Annotated in this window: 20 protein-coding genes and 1 riboswitch; of the genes, 4 read left to right on the top strand and 16 right to left on the bottom strand. The window is 73.2% G+C overall.

Annotated features, from left to right (window positions below; translation table 11 throughout):
- Positions 1 to 25: 25 nt before the first annotated feature.
- From ABZ659_RS23740 to ABZ659_RS23730, 3 genes are all read right to left on the bottom strand, one after another.
- Positions 26 to 811, bottom strand: a complete 786-nt coding sequence (locus tag ABZ659_RS23740; RefSeq protein ID WP_360223571.1) for a polyprenol monophosphomannose synthase — start codon at positions 809 to 811, stop codon at positions 26 to 28.
- A gap of 557 nt (positions 812 to 1,368) precedes the next feature.
- A complete protein-coding gene (locus ABZ659_RS23735; RefSeq protein WP_360223569.1) occupies positions 1,369 to 2,982 on the bottom strand; it encodes an amidohydrolase in 1,614 nt (537 codons plus the stop codon).
- 67 nt (positions 2,983 to 3,049) lie between these two features.
- Positions 3,050 to 3,490: an Lrp/AsnC family transcriptional regulator gene (locus tag ABZ659_RS23730; protein WP_360223567.1), complete on the bottom strand. Its 441-nt coding sequence runs from the start codon at positions 3,488 to 3,490 to the stop codon at positions 3,050 to 3,052.
- A 235-nt stretch (positions 3,491 to 3,725) separates the two neighbouring features.
- Between ABZ659_RS23730 and ABZ659_RS23725 the strand changes: the two genes are divergently transcribed.
- Positions 3,726 to 4,166: a hypothetical protein gene (locus tag ABZ659_RS23725; RefSeq protein ID WP_360223565.1), complete on the top strand. Its 441-nt coding sequence runs from the start codon at positions 3,726 to 3,728 to the stop codon at positions 4,164 to 4,166.
- Positions 4,167 to 4,395: 229 nt separating this feature from the next.
- Positions 4,396 to 4,656, top strand: coding sequence for a hypothetical protein (locus tag ABZ659_RS23720; protein ID WP_360223563.1), 261 nt, complete (start codon positions 4,396 to 4,398; stop codon positions 4,654 to 4,656).
- On the opposite strand, the gene ABZ659_RS23715 is transcribed toward ABZ659_RS23720, so the two are convergent.
- The 4 genes from ABZ659_RS23715 to ABZ659_RS23700 all read right to left on the bottom strand — a co-directional run bounded on the left by ABZ659_RS23715 (position 4,619) and on the right by ABZ659_RS23700 (position 8,361).
- Positions 4,619 to 5,791: an acyl-CoA dehydrogenase family protein gene (locus tag ABZ659_RS23715; protein WP_360223561.1), complete on the bottom strand. Its 1,173-nt coding sequence runs from the start codon at positions 5,789 to 5,791 to the stop codon at positions 4,619 to 4,621. The genes ABZ659_RS23720 and ABZ659_RS23715 overlap by 38 nt on opposite strands.
- A 250-nt stretch (positions 5,792 to 6,041) precedes the next feature.
- Entirely contained in the window at positions 6,042 to 6,713 is a 672-nt protein-coding gene (locus tag ABZ659_RS23710; RefSeq protein ID WP_360223559.1) for a helix-turn-helix domain-containing protein, read from the bottom strand.
- A 75-nt stretch (positions 6,714 to 6,788) separates the two neighbouring features.
- The gene (locus tag ABZ659_RS23705) at positions 6,789 to 6,929 is read right to left on the bottom strand and encodes an SCO1431 family membrane protein (RefSeq protein WP_360223557.1); all 141 of its coding nucleotides are present in this window, start codon (positions 6,927 to 6,929) and stop codon (positions 6,789 to 6,791) included.
- A gap of 64 nt (positions 6,930 to 6,993) precedes the next feature.
- The gene (locus ABZ659_RS23700; protein ID WP_360223555.1) at positions 6,994 to 8,361 is read right to left on the bottom strand and encodes a peptidase C39 family protein; all 1,368 of its coding nucleotides are present in this window, start codon (positions 8,359 to 8,361) and stop codon (positions 6,994 to 6,996) included.
- A 215-nt stretch (positions 8,362 to 8,576) separates the two neighbouring features.
- Here ABZ659_RS23700 and ABZ659_RS23695 point away from each other — a divergent pair, with 215 nt between their 5' ends.
- Positions 8,577 to 9,218, top strand: a complete 642-nt coding sequence (locus tag ABZ659_RS23695; protein WP_360223553.1) for a hypothetical protein — start codon at positions 8,577 to 8,579, stop codon at positions 9,216 to 9,218.
- A gap of 454 nt (positions 9,219 to 9,672) precedes the next feature.
- Positions 9,673 to 11,535: an AAA family ATPase gene (locus ABZ659_RS23690; protein ID WP_360223551.1), complete on the top strand. Its 1,863-nt coding sequence runs from the start codon at positions 9,673 to 9,675 to the stop codon at positions 11,533 to 11,535.
- A 24-nt stretch (positions 11,536 to 11,559) separates the two neighbouring features.
- Here the strand turns inward: ABZ659_RS23690 and ABZ659_RS23685 are convergent, their stop codons facing one another.
- The 9 genes from ABZ659_RS23685 to ABZ659_RS23645 all read right to left on the bottom strand — a co-directional run bounded on the left by ABZ659_RS23685 (position 11,560) and on the right by ABZ659_RS23645 (position 19,107).
- The gene (locus ABZ659_RS23685; protein WP_360223549.1) at positions 11,560 to 12,627 is read right to left on the bottom strand and encodes a hemolysin family protein; all 1,068 of its coding nucleotides are present in this window, start codon (positions 12,625 to 12,627) and stop codon (positions 11,560 to 11,562) included.
- Positions 12,624 to 14,087, bottom strand: coding sequence for a hemolysin family protein (locus ABZ659_RS23680; RefSeq protein WP_360223547.1), 1,464 nt, complete (start codon positions 14,085 to 14,087; stop codon positions 12,624 to 12,626). Before ABZ659_RS23680 ends, ABZ659_RS23685 begins: the two co-directional genes overlap by 4 nt.
- A gap of 258 nt (positions 14,088 to 14,345) precedes the next feature.
- Complete coding sequence (locus ABZ659_RS23675) at positions 14,346 to 14,807, bottom strand: PH domain-containing protein (RefSeq protein WP_360223545.1); 462 nt, start codon at positions 14,805 to 14,807, stop codon at positions 14,346 to 14,348.
- 13 nt (positions 14,808 to 14,820) lie between these two features.
- A complete protein-coding gene (gene hisG / locus ABZ659_RS23670; protein ID WP_360223543.1) occupies positions 14,821 to 15,669 on the bottom strand; it encodes an ATP phosphoribosyltransferase in 849 nt (282 codons plus the stop codon).
- Positions 15,670 to 15,713: 44 nt separating this feature from the next.
- Positions 15,714 to 15,986 (bottom strand): phosphoribosyl-ATP diphosphatase, encoded by a 273-nt coding sequence (locus ABZ659_RS23665; RefSeq protein WP_360223541.1) that lies wholly within the window; start codon positions 15,984 to 15,986, stop codon positions 15,714 to 15,716.
- A gap of 34 nt (positions 15,987 to 16,020) precedes the next feature.
- Positions 16,021 to 16,506, bottom strand: a complete 486-nt coding sequence (gene ribH, locus ABZ659_RS23660) for a 6,7-dimethyl-8-ribityllumazine synthase (RefSeq protein ID WP_360223539.1) — start codon at positions 16,504 to 16,506, stop codon at positions 16,021 to 16,023.
- A 26-nt stretch (positions 16,507 to 16,532) separates the two neighbouring features.
- On the bottom strand, positions 16,533 to 17,861 hold the full coding sequence (locus tag ABZ659_RS23655) for a bifunctional 3,4-dihydroxy-2-butanone-4-phosphate synthase/GTP cyclohydrolase II (protein ID WP_360223537.1): 1,329 nt from the start codon (positions 17,859 to 17,861) through the stop codon (positions 16,533 to 16,535).
- Complete coding sequence (locus tag ABZ659_RS23650) at positions 17,858 to 18,502, bottom strand: nicotinamide mononucleotide transporter family protein (RefSeq protein ID WP_360223534.1); 645 nt, start codon at positions 18,500 to 18,502, stop codon at positions 17,858 to 17,860. Before ABZ659_RS23650 ends, ABZ659_RS23655 begins: the two co-directional genes overlap by 4 nt.
- Entirely contained in the window at positions 18,499 to 19,107 is a 609-nt protein-coding gene (locus ABZ659_RS23645; protein ID WP_360223532.1) for a riboflavin synthase, read from the bottom strand. The genes ABZ659_RS23650 and ABZ659_RS23645 overlap by 4 nt, the downstream gene beginning before the upstream one ends.
- Positions 19,108 to 19,254: 147 nt before the next feature.
- A riboswitch (FMN riboswitch) is annotated at positions 19,255 to 19,385 on the bottom strand.
- Positions 19,386 to 19,558: the final 173 nt, after the last annotated feature.

Genomic DNA, 19,558 nt, shown 5'->3' with positions numbered 1-19,558 from the left:
CCGGTCAGCGGCGACGGCGCACCGGTCAGCGGCGCCGCCGCACCCGGTTGACCCGCTCCCCCACGCCCCAGGTGGTGACCCGCCAGAGCGCCTCGACAAGGATGTCGCGGCTCATCTTGGAGTCCCCGTGTTCGCGCTCGACGAACGTGATGGGCACCTCGACGACGTGGTAACCGGCCTTGACCGCCCGGCGGGCGAGGTCGACCTGAAAGCAGTACCCCTGGGAGGCCACCTCCTCCAGACCGAGGCCCTCCAGGGTCTCCCGGCGGAAGGCGCGGTAGCCCCCGGTGACGTCGCGGATCGGTACGTCCAGCAGCACGCGTGAGTAGAGGCTGCCGCCCCGGGAGATGAACTCACGGCTCTTGGGCCAGTTGACCACCCGCCCGCCGGGCACCCAGCGGGAGCCGAGGGCCAGGTCGGCGTTCTTGAGGGCGGTCAGCAGCCGGGGCAGTTCCTCCGGCTGGTGGGAGCCGTCGGCGTCCATCTCGACCAGTACGCCGAAGCCGTGTTCTAGGCCCCAGCGGAAGCCCGCGAGATAGGCGGCGCCGAGCCCTTCCTTGCCCTTGCGGTGCAGCACCTGGACCTGCTTGTCGGCGGCGGCCAGCTCGTCGGCGAGCTTGCCGGTGCCGTCGGGGCTGTTGTCGTCGGCGACGAGGACGTGCGCGTCGGGGACGGCCTCGCGCACCCGGTTGACGATCATGGTGATGTTCTCGGCCTCGTTGTAGGTCGGAATGATCACCAGAGCCTCACCGAGCGGACCGAAGCGCCTCTCTGGGTCCTGTGTCGTGGGGGTCCCGTCGCCGTCGTTCACTACTGCCCCTTCATGTCCCGTACGCAGAGGTCCACCTTAATGGGCGCGGCCTGCGCTGACGTGAGGGGACGTTCGGATTCGGGTGTGCGTCGCGCGGGTTCGGGGTAGGGATCCGGTTTTTCGGTCTCTTTCGCCCGGATGGTGGGGGATGGCGGTGCGGCGGATGGGGGCCCGGCGCCCTTCGGGCCGACCTGGGACCCGCTGGCTGCGGGTCGACCTGAAGCCGTTGTCTACTGAGCGCGCGGGCCCCACCCGGGTCACACCTTGCCGGCCGGCCGGAACGCTCCCTCGTCGGCGCGGACGCTGAGCCTGGCTCCCAGTGACGGGGCCCCGGTGCGGTACCCCGTCCCTGACCCAGCGGCGCCGCGTCGAGTGCGCGGAGGTTCCCCGGTCGGGCGTCCGATGGTGGACCCGGCCGAACCTACCGGCCCCCGGGCGCTGCCTGTCAACAGCCGCCGGGTCCGCAGGTCTTCGCGCCGCGCGCCGCCCGGCGGGGAGGACGCGCAGGTCGTGGGTGGGGCGGCGGGCGGGGGCGGACGCGGTGCCGCCCCCGTAGATCACTCGCCCGGCCGTACGAACACCGTCCGGCCGCCGACCACGGTGCGCAGACAGACGGGCAGGTCGGAGCCGGGGCGCAGGTCGGGCAGGCCCGGGGTGCCGGAGCGGGGGTCGGTGGACCAGCGGGCGACCCGGTCGTCGGGGGCCTGCACGACGAGGTCGCCGGTGCGCCACACGGCGTAGTCCGCGGGCGCGCCGGGCACCAGCACACCGGCGTCGTCGCGGCCGGTCGCGCGCCAGCCGCCGCGGGTGTGCGCGGTGAACGCCGCCCGTACGGAGATCCGGTGCTCCGGGGTGTGGTGGAAGGCGGCGGCGCGGACCGTGCCCCACGGGTCGAGCGGGGTGACCGGGCTGTCGGAGCCGAAGGCGAGCGGCACCCCGGCGCGCAGCAGGGCGGCGTACGGGTTAAGGGTGCGCGCCCGTTCCGCCCCCAGCCGCTGGGCGTACATGCCCTCCGCGCCGCCCCACAGCGCGTCGAAGGCGGGCTGGACGGAGGCGGTCAGACCCAGTTCGGCGAAGGCGGCGACGGTGTCGGGGGTGAGCATCTCGGCGTGCTCGATCCGGTGCCGGGCGGCGCGGACGCGGGCCAGGCCGACCTTCTCGGCGGCGGCGCGGACGCCCTCGACGACCGCGCCGACCGCGGCGTCCCCGATGGCGTGGAAGCCCGCCTGGATCCCCGCCTCGGTGCATGCCGTGACGTGGGCGGCAACGGCGTCGGCGTCCAGGTAGGCGGTGCCGGTGTGGGCGGCGTCGGCGTACGGCCGGTGCAGGCAGGCGGTGTGGGAGCCGAGGGCGCCGTCGACGAACAGGTCCCCGGCGGCTCCGGCGGCGCCCAGTTCCCGGGCGCGGTCCACGTCCCGGTCGGCCCAGTAGCCGACGACGCGCGGGCCGTCCTCCTCGGCGGCGAGCCGGAGCAGGCCGGTGAAGTCGTCCTCGGCGGAGATCTCCGGCCCGGCGCACTCGTGGACGGTGCCGATGCCGAGGGCGGCGGCGCGGGCGAGGGCGGCGCGCTGGGCGTCGGTGCGCTGGCGCGGGGTGACGGCGGCGAGCGCGGCGGCGCGTACGGCGTGGTGGTCGTCGGCGGTCAGCGGCCGGTCCTCGCGGGTGACGTCGCCGGATACGCCGGGAACGAGGTCGAGCAGGGCGGTGGTGACGACCGCGGAGTGGACGTCGATGCGGCTGAGGTAGAGGGGGCGTCCGCCGGAGGCCGTGTCGAGTTCGGCGCGGGTCGGCGGACGGCCGCCGGGCCAGCGGGCGGCGTCCCAGCCGTGCCCGAGCAGGACGCGGTCGTGGGGCCGGGCGGCGGCGAACTCCCGTACCCGCGCGAGGGCGGCCTCCAGGGTGGGCGCGTCGGACAGGTCGAGGCCGGTGAGCGCGAGGCCGGTGGCGGTGGTGTGCACATGGGCGTCGGTGAAGGCGGGGGTGACGAGCGCGCCGTCGAGGTCGACGACCTCGGCGACGCCGTCCACGAACGCGTCGGCGGCCCCCTCGGAGCCGACCCAGGCGACCTGCCCGCGCTCGACGACCATGGCGGTGGCGAAGGGGGCGGCGGGGCTGTGGACCTCGCCACGGCGAAGCAGGACGGTCTTGACCGGCTCGGTGCGCTCACTCATGGGCACCAGTCTCACCCCGGGCGGCAAGCGCCTGGCACGGGGGGCGCCCCCCGCGGCCGTCGGCCGGTCAGATCCGCGGCGGCCGGGCCTCGTACGGCGTGGACAGCACCACCGTCGTCCGCGTGGACACCCCCGCCAACGACCGCAGGCGCGCGAGCAGTTCCTCCAGCTCGTGCGGTGTGCCGACCCGCACCTTGAGGATGTAGTTCTCGTCGCCCGCGACGCTGTGGCAGGCCTCGATCTCGGGCACGCCCGCCAGCCGCTCCGCGATGTCGTCCGGGGCGCTGGGGTCGAACGGTTTCACCGAGATGAACGCGGTCATGGGCAACCCGACCGCTTCCGGGTCGACCACCGCGGCGTAGCCGCGGATGACGCCACGCTGTTCCAGCCGACGCACCCGCTGGTGCACGGCCGACGTGGACAGGCCCGTGGCCTTGCCCAGGTCTGTGTAGCTCATCCGCCCGTCCTTGACGAGCAGCTGCACGATCTGACGGTCCAGCTCCTCCATGGCGCAAGAACCTACAGTGCGCTTGATCTCCTCGGATACCTCGGCAGAACGGACCGGGGCGCACTCAGGGGACAAATGCGCCGGGCCGGGCACCTGCGCGCGGCATGTGACGAAGACCACATGGCTCTGACGAGCCTCGTAATGTTCTCGTGATTACCCCGGATGCCGGACGGGAAGTGCTTGCTGTGGTCGAGGCCGCAGCGCCTTCACGGCCCAGCCCGAGGGGGAGAATCCCATGCAGAGTCTTAAGCGCCCTGGTCGTACCGCGCCCAAGCGCCAGCACCTCGTCATCGAGCCCACGCCGGAGGGCGTCGAACCCGACGACTTCGACGCCGACGAGCTCGACGCGTACGAGACCTTCGAGATGTTCCGGGTCATCTGCCCGGACTGCGCGCAGCCCATCGCCCTGCTGGCGGACGAGGAGGTCCTGCCGGAGCACGCGCTGTGCGCCTCACCGTGGAACCCGTTCGGCCTCACGGTCTGCGCCGGCACCGGCCGCCGGGCCTCCGACGCCCGCCCCGCCGACGAGTCGGGGGCACCCCAGGAGCAGGACACCGCCCTGCTGCTGACGCTCCCGCAGGGACTGGACTGGCGCACCCAACCGTTCTCCCACGTCGGCGGCCCGGGCTCACGCCCCCTCCGCATCCCGGCCATGCGCCGCGACACCGCGGCCTGACCCACCTCCGAGCCGGTCGCCGCCGCACCCCGGCCGCGCCGTCGCTTCCCTCCCCGCAGTCACCCCGGCGCCATGGCCGCACCGTGCCGTGGCGCGGGTCCGGCGCGCCCGACGCCACACCGGCGCGACACCGGGAACGTGACCGTCACCCACGCGCCGGAGCGCCCCAGGAACACGCGGGCGATTCTGTGCGCCGGTGACCTGGGGGCGGGGGGCGCGTTGGGTGGGTATGAGCAGTGTTCAGTCGGTGACCGGGCGGCGGCGTCAGGTGTTCTTCCGTCGTCCTGCGGAATCGGTTCCGCTGCCGCCGCAGACGCCCGCGCCGCAGGTGGCCGACCCGCCCATCTACCGGGAGCTGCTGCGGACCTGGGCGGGCCACGGCCGCACCCTGCCGGGGCGCCACGACCCGGAGTGGGTGCGGCTGGCGGCGCCCCTGGTGCGGCCGGGGCAGTTCAGCGCGTCTCCGGGCCCACGAGATGGCGGGCGATGACCATCCGCTGGATCTGGTTGGTGCCCTCGACGATCTGGAGCACCTTGGACTCGCGCATATAGCGCTCGGCGGGGAAGTCCGCGGTGTAGCCGTACCCGCCGAGGACCTGCACGGCGTCGGTGGTGACCCGCATCGCCGTGTCGGTGCAGTGCAGCTTCGCCATGGCCGCCTGCCGGGCGAACGGCCGCCCGGCGTCCCGCAGCCGCGCCGCCGTCAGGTAGAGCGCGCGGCCCGCCTCGATCTGGGTCGCCATGTCGGCCAGCATGAAGCGCAGTCCCTGGAAGTCCGCGATCGGCTTGCCGAACTGGCGCCGCTCGGCCGCGTACGCCACCGCCTCGTCCAGCGCGGCCTGCGCCACGCCGATCGCGCAGGCCGCGATGCCGAGCCGCCCGGAGTCGAGCGCGGCGAGGGCGATCGCGAAGCCCTGGCCCTCCTCGCCGATCCGGCGGCTGTCCGGGACCCGTACGCCGTCGAAGTGGACCTGTGCGGTGGGCGAGCCCTTCATGCCCATCTTCTTCTCCGGCGCGGCGGCGCCCAGCCCCGCGGCGTCGCCGGGCACCAGGAACGCGGTGATCCCGCGCGGGCCCTCATCGCCGGTGCGCGCCATGACGGTGTAGAAGTCGGCGACCCCGCCGTGGGTGATCCACGCCTTGGTGCCGTTGATCACCCAGTCGTCGCCGTCCCGCACGGCACGGGTGCGCAGCGACGCCGCGTCGGAGCCGGAGGACGGCTCGGACAGGCAGTAGGCGCCGAGCAGACCGCCGCCCAGCATCGCGGGCAGGTGCTCGACCTGCTGCTCCTTGCTGCCGTAGGCGGCCAGCGCGTAGGAGGCCAGGGTGTGCACGCTGACGCCGAGGCCGACGGTGAGCCGGGCCGCGGCGAGTTCTTCCAGGACCTGGAGATAGACCTCGTACGGCTGGTCACCGCCACCGTACTCGGAGTCGTAGGGCAGGCCGAGCAGGCCGGACTGCGAGAGCAGGGAGAAGACCTCGCGCGGGAAGCGGCCCGCGTCCTCCTCCTCGGCCGCCTGCGGGGCGATCTCGCGCTGCGCGATGTCGCGGACGAGCGAGATCAGGTCCCGGGCCTCGTCCGTGGGCAGTTGACGGTCCACCGGTTGCGGGGCGCGGTCGGGCATGGGAACGCTCTCCTCCCTTTCGGGCACAGCGGCGGACGCACGTCTCGGGTGGTGGCGGCTCCGCCGGGTCTCACAGCGGTCGCCGGTGCCCCGCTCCCGGGTCTCGGAAGCGGCTGACCAGCGGCTGCGCTGTGAGTATGCCCGATCGACGACCTCCCGTCACCGGTTAACGAACGCTCACTTCCTTACCCGTACCCACCCGCTGTCCGCGGTGAACGCCGCGCGTTCCACCGCCCCCCGGACGGCCCGCTCAGACGTCCCGGCGCGCGGGTGCGGGGGCGGGGTAGGCGGGGTCGAGTTCCTCGATGGCCCGCAGGGTGCCGCCGAGGCTCCGTACCAGCAGTTCCCGCATGGTCTCGCGGGACAGCTCCGGCCGGTCGATCCAGTCGAGGGTGGCGCCCTCCACGCCGCACACCCAGCCGAGCAGCCCCATGCGCGCGACCGGCGCCACCTCCCGGCTGCCGTAGGCGCCCTCGGCGATGGTGCCGACGAGCGCCTCGCGCACCCCGTCCCGGATGGCCTGCACCTCGGTGTCGAAGCCGACGCCGCCGCTGACGATGGTGCGGTAGGCGGCCTGGTGGCGCTCGGCGTAGCGCAGGTAGCTCTCGACCGTGCGGTGCGCCCGGTCCAGCTGGGGCAGTGCGGCCTCGCGGGCCGCGAAGTCGACCAGGTCGGCAACGGAGTCCTGGACGATGGCGAGGTAGTAGCCGCGCTTGGAGTGGAAGTAGTAGTAGATCAGCCCCTTGGCGACCTGGGCCTGGCGGGCGATGTCGTCCATGGACAGGGCGTCGTAGGACCTGTCGGCGAACAGCCGCCGCCCGATGGCGAGGAGTTCGGCGCGCCGCGCCAGGGAGCGCTCGGTGCCTCGCACCCGCGGACGGGGGCGGTCGTCGGCGGTGGCGCTCTGTCGACTGGTATTCACTTTCGACCCTGGTCTGCGGGGGCGGGCGGGACTCCACCGCAGTATGGCAGGTCGGACGGAGGGGGCAGGGCGGGGTCAGACCAGGCCGAGCTGGGTCACGAGCATGGCGAGGACCATCACCAGCACCCAGCCGAGGGCGTGCTCGACGATCTTCGGGCCGTGGTCCCGGGGTCCGCCGGTGCGGACGCGTCCGGCGGTGGCGGGGTGTGCGGTCATGCCGTCCACCCTGCCACCGCCGGACGCCCGTGCGGCGGAGAGCTTGGTCACAGGGGACGGCGGCTCAGCACACGCCGACCGCCCTCAGCGCGGCGCGCTGCCGCGGGGTCGGCCGGGCCGGGAAGTAGAGGTAGCAGACGCCGCCGGTGCCGGAGACGACCTTGCCGGAGGCGTTGTACCGCTTGGTCCGCAGCCAGATGTTCTCCCACTCCCGCCGCAGGTAGACGCGGCGCACCGCCTCGTTGCTCGGTGATGCCGGGTCGTTGGCGATCACGTCGCCGTCGGCGGTGAAGCCGATCACCGTCATCAGGTGCCCGGAGGTGCCGTAGCCGGACCCGGTCAGCTCCTCCTCGCGGAACGACTGGGACGTTATGGCCGGGATGCCCGCCGCGACCAGCGTCTCCAGGTCGGTGAGCGAGGCGAGCCGGGTGACCACGCCCTGGATGCCGTCGAAGGTGGCGGCGTAGGCGGCGTTGAAGGGCCAGTTGCCGCAGCCCGCGTACTGGTAGTCGTAGGTGTACCGGGCCGCGTGGCAGACCTGCGGGTCCGCGTAGGAGGGGTCGACCCAGGAGAGCTGCTCGGGGGTGAGCCGTCCGCCCCAGTACTCGACGATCATCTGCGAGGAGGTGGGGCTGCACCACGCCTCGCCGCCGTTGTCGTACTCGGGGTACTGGCCCGCGTGGATCTCCTGCGAGTAGCGCGGGACGGCCAGCTCGCGGGCGACGCCCGGGGTGGAGGCGGGCACGGTGAAGCGGTCGGGGATGTCGGAACCCATCGCGCCGAGCCGCCACACGGTCGGGGTCGCCTTCGAGCCCGGCGCGCGGTAGAGGGTCAGGCGCAGCCGGTACGCGGTCAGGCGGAGGCCCGTCGAGGCGTCGTCGATGGCGAAGGTGTCCGTCCAGACGCTGCTCTTGCCGTCGCCCTGGTCGTCGACGGACGTGCGCCGGATGTCCTGGTCGCCCGCCGCCCAGCGGCCCATGACGTACCAGGGGGTGTCGGTGCCGTCGGAGTAGGTGCCCTTCAGCTCGACCTGGAGCCAGGTGCCGTCCGGGGTGCGCGCGTTCCAGGAGGCGATCACCTCGGTGGCGGGCACGGTCAGCCGGTGCGCCGGGGAGGTCCAGGTGGCGTACTCCCAGGCGGCGGTGCGTCCGGTGTGCGGGTCGGTGTAGTCGGCCGTCCCGGCGGGCGTGGCGATGACCACGCCGGGGCGGGCGCCGCCGAGGACCCGGGTGCCGTGCGCGGCTCCGGCGCGCCAGTCGGTGTACGTCGTCCAGGCGCGGTTGTCGATGGGGCGGGCCGGGGCCGCGGCGGGACCCGCGGCGGCGCCCGCCGCGTGGGCCACCGCCCCTCCCGCGCCGCTGCCCACCGCGGCGACCACGACGGCGGCGGCGGTCAGGACGGTTCTGCGGGACGGCTGTTCGGCTCTGCTCATGGGCGGAAGACCCCCAGGTGTCGAAGTCGGGGCAGGTCAGTGCTTGGATCGTGGGCCAACTATGGCCGCTGACCGGGCCGTCGGGCCAGCACTTGGGACCATGGCGCGTCCGGCAATATTGGTCTCGACCAGTGGTGTCAGCTGCGGCGGTCTCCCGCCCGGGACCCTGAGGTCCGGCATCCGGGCGCCGTGGGCGATGTCGGATGATGGGGGGGGTGCCGTCCTCCTCCCACCGCCCCCTCCACCCCCCGGCCGGGCTCGACGTCCTCGCCGGTGCGCTGCGCGCGTCGCCGCCGTCGCTCGGGCCGGTTCGGCTCGTCGGGGTCGACGGGCACGCCGGGTCGGGGAAGTCCACGTTCACCGGGCACCTCTCCGGCGCGCTCGGCGGCGCCCCGGTGCTGCGGCTGGACGACATCGCCAGCCACCGCGAGCTGTTCGAGTGGACCGACCGGCTGCTGGCCCAGGTGGTCGAACCCCTCCGGCACGGTGTCCCCGCGCACTACGCCCCCTACGACTGGCGGGCCCGCCGCTTCGACCCGCCCCGTGTCCTGGAGCCCGCGCCGGTGGTCCTCATCGAAGGGGTCGGCGCCGGACGCCGCGCGCTCCGCCCCCACCTGGCCCGGCTGCTGTGGATGGACCTGCCGCCCGCGGAGTCCTGGCGGCGCGGCCGGGACCGGGACGGGGCGGAACAGCGGGAGTTCTGGGACGGCTGGGTCCGCGCGGAACGGCGCCACTTCGCCGACGACCCCTCCCGGCCCTTCGCCGATCTGCTGGTGCGGCAGAAAAATCAGGGGTACGAGGTGCTGCCGGGGCCCGTGGGGCAGCACGTCAACGGCCCGGTACGTGACAGTCAGTAACCGCTCACCCCTGATGTGGTGAAGCTGTGAAAACCCTGCTCCCGAACTTGCCGAAGTGCCTCAACTCCGCTTGACCAGGGGGCCGTACAGGACTTACGTTCTCAATGTGCGGCCCGTCGAGGCCGCCCTCTACGCGAAGCCCCCGGTTGTTCCCCCGTGACCGGGGGCTTCGTTCTGCCCCCGCTCCCCTTCCACCGGCGCGGTGCGGCGCGATCCGCTCACCCTGGGTCACCGTCCGCACCGCCCGCCATCCGCTCCCACCTCGCCAAACGGCCGTTGCGGCCCCCTTCGGCGGGCGACGGCCCGCGGGTACGATGCCCTCGGGTGCGGCCTTCCGGACGACGATGTCTCGCACCGCCGCAACTCACGTGCGGGGCACGGCGGTTCGGCCAGACATCCGACGGGCGACGGCCCGGCGGTGAACCAGCGGGGGCACGGTTTGTGGGGGGACGCGATGGACTTCGGCACGCAGGGTCCCGAGGCCCCGGCCGACCTCGCCTGGCTGCGGGGCGTCGACGCCTACACCATGGGCGCCTATCCGCAGGCGGAGGAGGAGTTCCGCACCGCGGTGCGCCTCGACCCCGGGATGGCGGACGGCTGGCTCGGGCTGCACGCACTGCGCGTCGACACCACCACCGCGCTGCTGCGGATGTTCCGGCACCGTGAGCGCTTCGGCGAACAGCGCGCCCGGCACCGCCGTACCCTCAACTCCTGGTACTGGCTGGGCTGGTGGGTGCAGCCGGTGCTGGAGAGCCCCCGCGACCTGCTGCTCGCGCACGCCTCGCACTGGCTGGACGGCCGCCACGTCCCGGAGCTGGACCGGGCGCTCGCCGGACTGCCGCCGGTGGACACCGACCCGCAGGTGCGCTTCCTGCACGCCTGCCGCGCCTACCTCGTCAAGGACTGGGAACAGCTCGTCCGGCACACCGACCCGCTGCTCGACGACGCGCTGCTCGGCATAGAGGCCGGGCTGTTCGGCGGCATGGCCCGGGTCCGCCTGGAGATGTACGGGCAGGCCGAGCCCCTGCTGTCCACCGCGCTGATGCGCTGCCGCAGCGAGCAGCCGCAGCGCAAGGAGCTGCGGTACTGGCTGGCGCGGGCGCACGAGGGCACCGGCCGTTCGGCGGCGGCGCTCCCCCTGTACCGGGCGGTGCACCGCGTCGACCCGGCGTTCATGGACACCTCGGCCCGGCTCGCCGCGATCGCCGAGGGCGACGGCTACGACGACTCCGACGGTCTCGGCGCGATCGTCCTCACCGGCACCGGTCCCGATCTCGACGGCCTGGACGCGACCGACCCGCTCTTCGACACCGGGGGACGGGACCTCAAACTCTCCGAGCCCGATCCGCCGCCCACCGGTCCGCCGCCCTCGGTCAGCGACCCGGTGGTGCGTGAACGGGACGCCGTACCGTCCGGGCCGCTGCCCGCCGGGCCGACGGATCCGGCGCTGCTGGCCCAGGCGCTCGCCGAGCTGGAGCGGATGGTCGGGCTGGAACCGGTGAAGCGGCAGGTCAAGGCGTTGTCGGCGCAGCTGAACATGGCGCGGCTGCGGGCCGGGCAGGGGCTGCCCGTGCAGCCGCCCAAGCGGCACTTCGTCTTCTCCGGCCCGTCCGGCACCGGCAAGACCACCGTCGCCCGCATCCTGGGCCGGGTCTTCTACGCCCTCGGCCTGCTCGGCGGCGACCACCTGGTGGAGGCGCAGCGGGCCGACCTGGTGGGCGAGTACCTGGGGCAGACCGCGGTGAAGGCCAACGAGCTGATCGACTCCGCGCTCGGCGGGGTCCTCTTCGTCGACGAGGCGTACTCGCTGTCCAACTCCGGGTACGGCAAGGGCGACGCGTACGGCGACGAGGCGTTGCAGGTGCTGCTGAAGCGGGCCGAGGACAACCGCGACCACCTGGTGGTGATCCTCGCGGGCTACCCGGAGGGCATGGACCGGCTGCTGGCCGCCAACCCGGGCCTGTCCTCGCGCTTCACCACCCGGGTGGACTTCCCGTCCTACCGGCCGCTGGAACTCACCTCGATCGGCGAGGCGCTGGCCACGGAGAACGGCGACGTCTGGGACGAGGAGGCGCTCGACGAGCTGCGCGCCATCGCCGGGCACGTCGTCGACCAGGGGTGGATCGACGAACTCGGCAACGGGCGGTTCCTGCGCACCCTGTACGAGAAGAGCTGCGCGTACCGCGATCTGCGGCTCTCGGTGTACCCGGACACGCTGACCCGGGACGACTTGTCGACACTGCGGCTGCCGGACCTGATGCAGGCGTACGGCGAGGTGCTGTCGGGGCGGGGGCCGCAGGATCCGTCGGCCCTGTGACGGACGGATCCCGCGGCCTGCCGCTCAGCCCGCCAGGACCCCCTGGCCCGGCGCCGACCGGCTGGGCGCCGGGTCGCGGTGGGCCGGGTCGCGGACCTCGCCCACCAGCAGCTCCAGCACGTCCTCCAGCGCGACCAGCCCCAGCACCCGGCCGGAGGCGTCCGCCACCTGCGCGAGGTGGGTGGCCGCGCGGCGCATCACGGTGAGGGCGTCGTCCAGCGGGAGCTCGGACCGCAGGGTCGTCATCGGCCGCCACATCTGCTGCGGCACCGCCCGCTCGGACTCCTCCAGGTCGAGTACGTCCTTCACGTGCAGATAGCCCATGAAGGCGCCGCCGCCCGCCGCGACCGGGAAGCGGGAGTACCCGGTGCGGGCGGTCAGCTCCACGATCCGGGCCGGGGTGACCGAGGGGCTGACGGTGATGAGTGACTCGCGGGTGAGGAGGACGTCGGTGACCGGGCGGGAGCCCAGTTCCAGGGCGTCCTCCAGCCGCTCCGCCTCCTCCGGGTCGAGCAGGCCCGCCTGGCCGGAGTCCTCCACCAGCCGGTTGAGCTGCTCGCTGGTGAAGACGGCCTCCACCTCGTCCTTCGGCTCGACTCGGAAGAGCCTCAGGACGGCCCGGGCGCAGGCGCCGAGGGCGACGGTGATCGGGCGGCACAGCCGGGCGAAGGCGACCAGGCCCGGGCTCAGCCACAGCGCGGCCTTCTCCGGGGCGGCCATCGCCAGGTTCTTCGGGACCATCTCGCCGATGACGAGGTGGAAGAAGACCACGGTGGCCAGGGCGATCACATAGCCCAGCGGATGGATCATGGCGTGCGGCAGGTGGACCCACGCGAAGACCGGCTCCAGCAGGTGCGCCACGGTCGGCTCGGCAACCGCGCCCAGCGTCAGGGAGCACACCGTGATGCCGAACTGCGCCGCCGCCATCATCTGCGGCAGCCGCTCCAGGCCGTACAGCACCTGGCGGGCCCGCGCCGTGCCGAGCGGTTCGATCTGGCTGCGGCGGACCGACACCAGCGCGAACTCGGCGCCCACGAAGAACCCGTTGGCCAGCACGAGCAACGCCGCGAAGAGAAGCTGCAACAGGGTCATCGCGCCCCCTCCGGAGCGGACAGGGCTACGGGCTGCGCGGCGCGGGTGACGGCCGGGGCCGGGGCCGGGGCCAGGGCCGGGGCGGCGGAGCCGCCGGGCGCCGCGATGGTCACGCTGGCGGTCGTCGGCGCCGGGGCCGGGGCCGGGGACTGCGCGGTCGCGACCAGGCGGACGCGTTCCGCGCGGTAGTGGCCGACGCGGCGAACGGTGAGGCGCCAGCCCGGGAGTTCCGCCCTGTCACCGACGGCGGGGATACGGCCGAGCAGGTCGGCGACGAGTCCGGCGACGGTCTCGTACGGCCCCTCGGGCGCGGTCAGGCCCACCCGGGTCAGGGTGTCGACGCGGCAGCTGCCGTCGACGTCCCAGGCGGGGCGGCCGTCCTCCGGCGGGGCGGGGGCGAGTTCCGGGGCCTCGTCGAGCACGTCGTCGTGTTCGTCGCGGACCTCGCCGACGATCTCCTCGACGATGTCCTCCAGGGTGACGACCCCGGCGGTGCCGCCGTACTCGTCGACGACCACCGCGATGGGCTGCCCGCTGCGCAGCCGGGCCAGCAGCGGCCGCACCGGCAGGGTCTCGGGGACCAGCAGCGGAGGGCGGGCGATCCGGCCGACGGGGGTGCGCAGCCGGTCGGCCACGGGGACCGCCAGCGCGTCCTTGAGGTGGACCATGCCCACCACCTCGTCGATCCGCTCCCGGTAGACCGGGAAACGGGACAGGCCGGTGGCGCGGGTCAGGTTGACCACGTCCTCGGCGGTGGCCGACGACTGCAGGGCGCTGACCCGCACGCGCGGGGTCATCACGGCCTGCGCGGTCAGCCCGCCGAGCGACAGGGTGCGGACGAAGAGGTCCGCGGTGTCCTGCTCCAGGGCTCCGGCGAGTGCCGAGTGCCGGGCCAGGGAGACCAGTTCGCCGGGGGTGCGGGCGGAGGCCAGCTCCTCGGTGGGCTCGATGCCGAGCGCGCGGACCAGACGGTTGGCTACGGCGTTCAGGGCGGCGATCACCGGCCGGAACGCCCGCGCGAAGAGGTGCTGCGGGGCGGCGACGAAGCGCGCCACCTGGAGCGGACGGGACACCGCCCAGTTCTTGGGCACGAGTTCGCCGACGACCATCTGCACGGCCGAGGCCAGCAACATGCCCACGGCGACGGCGACCCCGGGCACCACGCCCGCGGGGAGGCCGGTCGCGGTCAGCGGGCCGCGCAGTACCGCGGCGAGCGCGGGCTCGGCGAGCATTCCGACGACCAGGGAGGTGATGGTGATGCCGAGCTGGGTGCCGGAGAGCTGGAAGGACAGCTCCTTCAGCGACTCGACGACCGTACGGGCCCGTCGGTCGCCCTCGGCCGCGGCCCGCTCGGCGTCCGCGCGTTCGACCGTCACCAGGCCGAACTCGGCGGCCACGAAGAAGCCGTTGGCGAGGATCAGCACGAACGCGGCTGCCAGGAGCAGCAAGGGGGTGATCATGATGCCGCCGCCGTCGCCTGGGCGCGCACGGGGTCGGTGCGGTGCGCGCTATGTCGGCCGGGGGCGGCGCAGGTACTGCAGGACGATCCGTCCATCGCCGGGGGGAGTCACTCCTCGGGTAGCAGGAACCCCCGCGCACCGGGCGGTACGACAGGGGCGAGGACGCGCGGACCGCGTCCTCGCCACCAGATTAATCAAGACAGGGGCGTATGCGTCAGGGTGAACACCCGGAGCCGTCCCGGATGTTCCCCGCGCGTCTCAGTCCCGGTGTTCCCGCGCGTGGGCCTCCACCAGCGCGCGCAGGGCGCCGGCGTCCGCGATGGCCTGCTGCTTGTCGATGCCGGGCTGGATGCCGATGGCGGCCAGGCTGGTGCCGTCGCCGAGGTCGAGGAAGACCCAGGGGTCCCCGACGCGCAGGTTCACCCGGATGATTTCCGCCCACTCCAGTCGGCGGGTGCTGGCGAAGTTCACGACGGTGACGCCGGACTCCTCGGCGACGACCCTGGGCCGGGCGAGGATGACCGCCACGCTCGCCAGCAGGGCCCCGGTGAGGACGAAGCTGATCCGCTCCCCCGGGCTGAGCCGGTCGAGGAGCAGCGCGAGGGCCGAGACGACCGCGAAGATCGCCACGGCCGCGGCGAGCAGCACGGCGCGGGTGCGGCCCGGCCGGAAGGTGTGCGGGAGCGCGGGAGCCTCGGGGAGGGCTGCCTGGTCCGACATGGTGCGCCGCCCCTCAGAGTCGGCAGGCGTGGATGGCGGTGGTGAGGATGGCGCGGGCGCCGATCTCGTAGAGGTCGTCCATGACCCGCTGGGCGCCCTTGGAGGGCACCATGGCGCGGACGGCGACCCAGCCCTCGTTGTGCAGCGGGGAGACGGTCGGCCCCTCGAGCCCTGGCGTGATGGCGACGGCCTGTTCCAGGTGCTCGGCGCGGATGTCGTAGTCCATCATCACGTAGGTCCGGGCCACCAGGACGCCCTGGAGACGGCGCAGGAACTGCTGCGCCTTGGGCTCGTCGGTGTCGGCGCCGGTGCGCCGGATGACGATCGCCTCGGACCTCATGATCGGCTCGCCGATGACCTCCAGGCCCGCGTTGCGCAGCGAGGTGCCGGTCTCGACGACGTCGGCGATGACCTCGGCGACGCCCAGTTCGATGGCGGTCTCGACGGCGCCGTCGAGGTGCACCACGGAGGCGTCGATGCCGCTGTCCGCGAGGTGCTTGGCGACGATGCCCTCGTAGGAGGTGGCGACGGTCAGGCCGTTCAGGTCCTCGACGCCGCCCGCGGTGCCCGGCTTGGTGGCGTACCGGAAGGTGGAGCGGGCGAAGCCGAGCGGGAGGATCTCCTCGGCGTTGGCGCCGGAGTCGATCAGCAGGTCGCGGCCGGTGATGCCGATGTCGAGGCGGCCGGAGGAGACGTAGATCGCGATGTCGCGGGGGCGGAGGTAGAAGAACTCGACCTCGTTCTCCGGGTCGACGATGCGCAGTTCCTTGGACTCGCGGCGCTGCTGGTAGCCGGCCTCATGCAGCATGTCCGCCGCAGGGCCGGAGAGTGAACCCTTGTTGGGGACGGCGATGCGCAGCATGAGGTCGGCTTCCTTTGTTCGCGGGGTTGCGGGGGAACGGCGGTTCAGAGGTGGGCGTAGACGTCGTCGAGGGAGATGCCGCGGGCGACCATCATCACCTGGACGTGGTACAGCAGCTGCGAGATCTCCTCGGCCGCCGCCTCCTTGCCCTCGTACTCGGCGGCCATCCAGACCTCGGCGGCCTCTTCGACGACCTTCTTGCCGATGGCGTGGACGCCCTTCCCGACCAGTTCGGCGGTGCGGGAGGTGGCGGGGTCGCCGTGGGCGGCCTTCTGCTGCAACTCGGTGAAGAGCTGCTCGAACGTCTTATTGGACATGGTGAGGCTCAGCCTATGCCAACCGCCGGGTTCCTCAGCGCCAGGGTTCGGATACTGAACGCAGCGTCGCCGCGGTCGCCACCGCCGCGGTCACCGCCTCGTGCCCCTTGTCCTCGCTGGAGCCGGGCAGTCCGGCCCGGTCCAGGGCCTGTTCCTCGGTGTCGCAGGTCAGCAGGCCGAAGCCGACGGGGACGCCGGTGTCGACGGAGACCTGGGTGAGGCCCTGGGTGACGCCCTGGCACACGTAGTCGAAGTGCGGGGTGCCGCCACGGATGACGACGCCGAGGGCCACCACCGCGTCGTAGCCCCGGTCCGCGAGGCCCTTGGCGACCACCGGGAGTTCCCAGCTGCCGGGGACCCGCAGCACGGTGGGCTCGTCGATGCCCAGGTCGCGCAGGGCGCGCAGGGCGCCTTCCACCAGTCCGTCCATCACCTTCTCGTGCCACTGCGCCGCGATGACGGCGACCCTCAGGTCACCCACGCCGGTCACGGACAGCTCCGGTGCGCCCTTGCCGCTCACGTTCCTGTGTCTCCTCGTTGGTTCGCTTACTGGTCGCCGCAGGTGGGCACGGTGGTCGTGTCCAGCCAGGGCAGGTCGTGGCCCATCCGGTCCCGCTTGGTGCGCAGGTAGCGGAGGTTGTGCTCGCCCACGGTCACGGGCATCGGCTCGCGGTCGGCGACCTTGATGCCGTGCCGGGTGAGGGCGTCGGACTTGTCGGGGTTGTTGGTGAGCAGCCGCACGCTGCGCACCCCGAGGTCGTCGAGGATCTGGGCGCCCGCCGCGTAGTCCCGGGCGTCGGCGGGCAGGCCGAGCTCCAGGTTGGCGTCGAGGGTGTCCCGGCCGCGCTCCTGGAGTTCGTAGGCGCGCAGCTTGGAGAGCAGGCCGATGCCGCGGCCCTCGTGTCCGCGCAGGTAGACGACGACTCCGCGGCCCTCGGTCTGGATGCGCTCCAGGGCGGTGTCGAGCTGGGGGCCGCAGTCGCAGCGCAGGGAGCCGAAGACGTCGCCGGTGAGGCACTCGGAGTGGACGCGGACGACGACGTCCTCGCCGTCGCCGAGGTCGCCGTGGACGAGGGCGACGTGTTCGAGGCCGTCGACGGTGGAGCGGTAGCCGTACGCGGTGAAGGTGCCGTGCCGGGTCGGCAGGTGGACCTCGGCCTCGCGGCGGACGGTGGGCTCGGCGGGCGGCGTGGCCTGCTCGGGCGGGGCGGGGAGCCGGGGGGAACGGCGGTAGGCGACGAGGTCCGCGATGGAGATGATCGACAGTCCGTGCCCGCGGGCGAACGGGACCAGCTCGGGCAGCCGCAGCATCCGGCCGTCCTCCCCGGCGATCTCCACGATGGCCCCGGCCGGGCGGAGCCCCGCGAGCCGGGCGAGGTCGACGGCGGCCTCGGTGTGGCCGTTGCGGACGAGGACGCCGCCGGTCCTGGCGCGCAGCGGGAAGACGTGGCCGGGGCGGACCAGGTCGTCCGGCTCGGCGGTGCCGCTGGCCAGCAGCTGGAGCGTGGTGGCGCGGTCGGAGGCGGAGATGCCGGTGGTCACGCCGTGCGCGGCGGAGGCGTCCACGGAGACGGTGAACGCGGTCTTCATCGACTCGGTGTTCTCTTCGACCATCTGCGGGAGCCGGAGCCGGTCCAGTTCGGCGCCCTCCATGGGGGCGCAGATCAGGCCGCGGCACTCGCTCATCATGAAGGCGACGATCTCGGGGGTCGCCTTCTCGGCGGCGATGACGAGGTCGCCCTCGTTCTCGCGGTCCTCGTCGTCGACGACGACGACGGGACGGCCGGCGGCGATGTCGGCGATGGCCCGCTCGACCGGGTCGAGGGCGAGGTCCTCGGCGCCGTCGGCGCTGAGCAGGACGGGTGCCGCGGTCATGCGCGGGCTCCTTCCGGGACGGGCCGCGCCGCCGCCGTGCGGGAGCGCAGCCACCAGTCGCGCAGGCCCCACAGGACGAGCGCGCCGTAGATAACGTAGACGAAGCCGGAGAAGGCGTAGCCGTTGGCGAAGTTCAGGGGGACGCCGACGACGTCGACGAGCAGCCAGGCGAACCAGAACTCGACCATGCCGCGGGCCTGGGCGTACATGGCGACGATGGTGCCGACGAAGATGTAGGCGTCCGGCCAGGGGTCCCAGGACAGGCTGGGGTACGCCTTGAACAGCAGCGCCACCGCGACGGTGCCCGCGGCGGCCGCCACGGTCATCGCGCCGCGCTCGGTCCAGGTGGCGAAGCGGACGGATATCTGGCCGTCCTCCGCCCTGTCCCGGCCGCGGTTCCACTGCCGCCAGCCGTACAGCGCGACGGCCATGACGACGGCCTGCTTGCCCGCGCTGCCGGTGAGGTGGCCGAAGAAGGCGCCGAAGAGGACGAGACCGGCGAGGAACTGCACGGGCCAGGTCCACAGCGAGCGCCGCCAGCCGAGGGCGAGGGCGACCAGGCCGAAGACGTTGCCGATCATGTCCGACCAGAGGATGTGCTGGTCGAGGAGGACGAACGCCTCGGAGTTCAGCGCGTTCACCGGGTCGCCCCCCGGCCCGCCGCCCCGAGCATCCGCTCGACGTACTTGGCGATGATGTCGACTTCGAGGTTGACCGGGGCACCGGGCTGCTTGTGGCCGAGCGTGGTCAGGTCGAGGGTGGTGGGGATGAGGCTGACCGTGAAGTGGTCGGCCCCGGCGTCGACGACGGTGAGGCTGATGCCGTCGACGGTGATGGAGCCCTTCTCGACGACGTAGCGGGCGAGGTCGGCGGGGAGGGAGATCCGCACGATCTCCCAGTGTTCGGAAGGGGTGCGCTCCAGGACCGTGCCGGTGCCGTCGACGTGGCCCTGCACGATGTGGCCGCCGAGGCGGTCGCCGACGGCGGTGGGGCGTTCGAGGTTGACGCGGGAGCCGACGGTGAGGGCGCCCAGGCTGGAGCGCTTGAGGGTCTCGGCCATGACGTCGGCGGTGAACTCGTCGCCCTCGTGGTCGACGACCGTGAGGCAGACGCCGTTGACGGCGATGGAGTCGCCGTGCTTCGCGCCCTGGGTCACGACGGGGCCGCGCAGCCGGAAGCGGGAGGCGTCGCCGAGGTTCTCGACGGCGGTGACCTCGCCCAGCTCTTCGACGATTCCGGTGAACACTTCCCGGGTCCTCCTGCCTCTTCGGGCACGGACTCCGGGGCTGTCGATGACGACAGAGGATACGAACGGGGACACGGGGAACGACGCCGGACAGAGGCCCGCCCGAGGACGGACCCGATATCGGCGGCGCGCACGTGTGCCCGCCCGCCGCGCACTGCCTCCCATCCGGACTTTAACCGTCGGTCCAGGAATTTCACCTGGTCAACCGGTCGCTGGAGGCGACCGGGTCGCGGACTGTAACCGCCGGTTCGGACTTTCACCGACCCCGGAGTGCGCTGCTGTTGGTACAGGGCCAGTGTGCCACGCCCGATCCGTATTCATGTATGCGCATCGTGTGGGGTGGCTCACAGACCGTGCGTCGGGCACCCCGCCGCATCCGAATTGGTCCATACCTATTGACGTATTGGTCTAGTCCTCTCTACGGTCTGGCCCAACTTCCGTGGAGAGGAAC

It is taken from the genome of Streptomyces sp. NPDC006997, assembly GCF_040635175.1.
Lineage (GTDB): Bacteria > Actinomycetota > Actinomycetes > Streptomycetales > Streptomycetaceae > Streptomyces.
Note: the sequence above shows the minus strand (reverse complement) of the source record. Positions and strands in the feature narration are given on the sequence as shown.

Bases quoted from the DNA above. Each gene is read 5' to 3' on its own strand.
- ABZ659_RS23675 (WP_360223545.1), bottom strand. From the start codon at position 14,807: ATGTCGGACCAGGCAGCCCTCCCCGAGGCTCCCGCGCTCCCGCACACC.
- ABZ659_RS23655 (WP_360223537.1), bottom strand. From the start codon at position 17,861: ATGACCGCGGCACCCGTCCTGCTCAGCGCCGACGGCGCCGAGGACCTC.
- ABZ659_RS23725 (WP_360223565.1), top strand. From the start codon at position 3,726: ATGCAGAGTCTTAAGCGCCCTGGTCGTACCGCGCCCAAGCGCCAGCAC.
- ABZ659_RS23730 (WP_360223567.1), bottom strand. From the start codon at position 3,490: ATGGAGGAGCTGGACCGTCAGATCGTGCAGCTGCTCGTCAAGGACGGG.
- ABZ659_RS23735 (WP_360223569.1), bottom strand. From the start codon at position 2,982: ATGAGTGAGCGCACCGAGCCGGTCAAGACCGTCCTGCTTCGCCGTGGC.
- ABZ659_RS23720 (WP_360223563.1), top strand. From the start codon at position 4,396: ATGAGCAGTGTTCAGTCGGTGACCGGGCGGCGGCGTCAGGTGTTCTTC.
- ABZ659_RS23700 (WP_360223555.1), bottom strand. From the start codon at position 8,361: ATGAGCAGAGCCGAACAGCCGTCCCGCAGAACCGTCCTGACCGCCGCC.
- ABZ659_RS23665 (WP_360223541.1), bottom strand. From the start codon at position 15,986: ATGTCCAATAAGACGTTCGAGCAGCTCTTCACCGAGTTGCAGCAGAAG.
- ABZ659_RS23715 (WP_360223561.1), bottom strand. From the start codon at position 5,791: ATGCCCGACCGCGCCCCGCAACCGGTGGACCGTCAACTGCCCACGGAC.
- hisG (WP_360223543.1), bottom strand. From the start codon at position 15,669: ATGCTGCGCATCGCCGTCCCCAACAAGGGTTCACTCTCCGGCCCTGCG.
- ABZ659_RS23690 (WP_360223551.1), top strand. From the start codon at position 9,673: ATGGACTTCGGCACGCAGGGTCCCGAGGCCCCGGCCGACCTCGCCTGG.
- ABZ659_RS23680 (WP_360223547.1), bottom strand. From the start codon at position 14,087: ATGATCACCCCCTTGCTGCTCCTGGCAGCCGCGTTCGTGCTGATCCTC.
- ABZ659_RS23685 (WP_360223549.1), bottom strand. From the start codon at position 12,627: ATGACCCTGTTGCAGCTTCTCTTCGCGGCGTTGCTCGTGCTGGCCAAC.
- ABZ659_RS23705 (WP_360223557.1), bottom strand. From the start codon at position 6,929: ATGACCGCACACCCCGCCACCGCCGGACGCGTCCGCACCGGCGGACCC.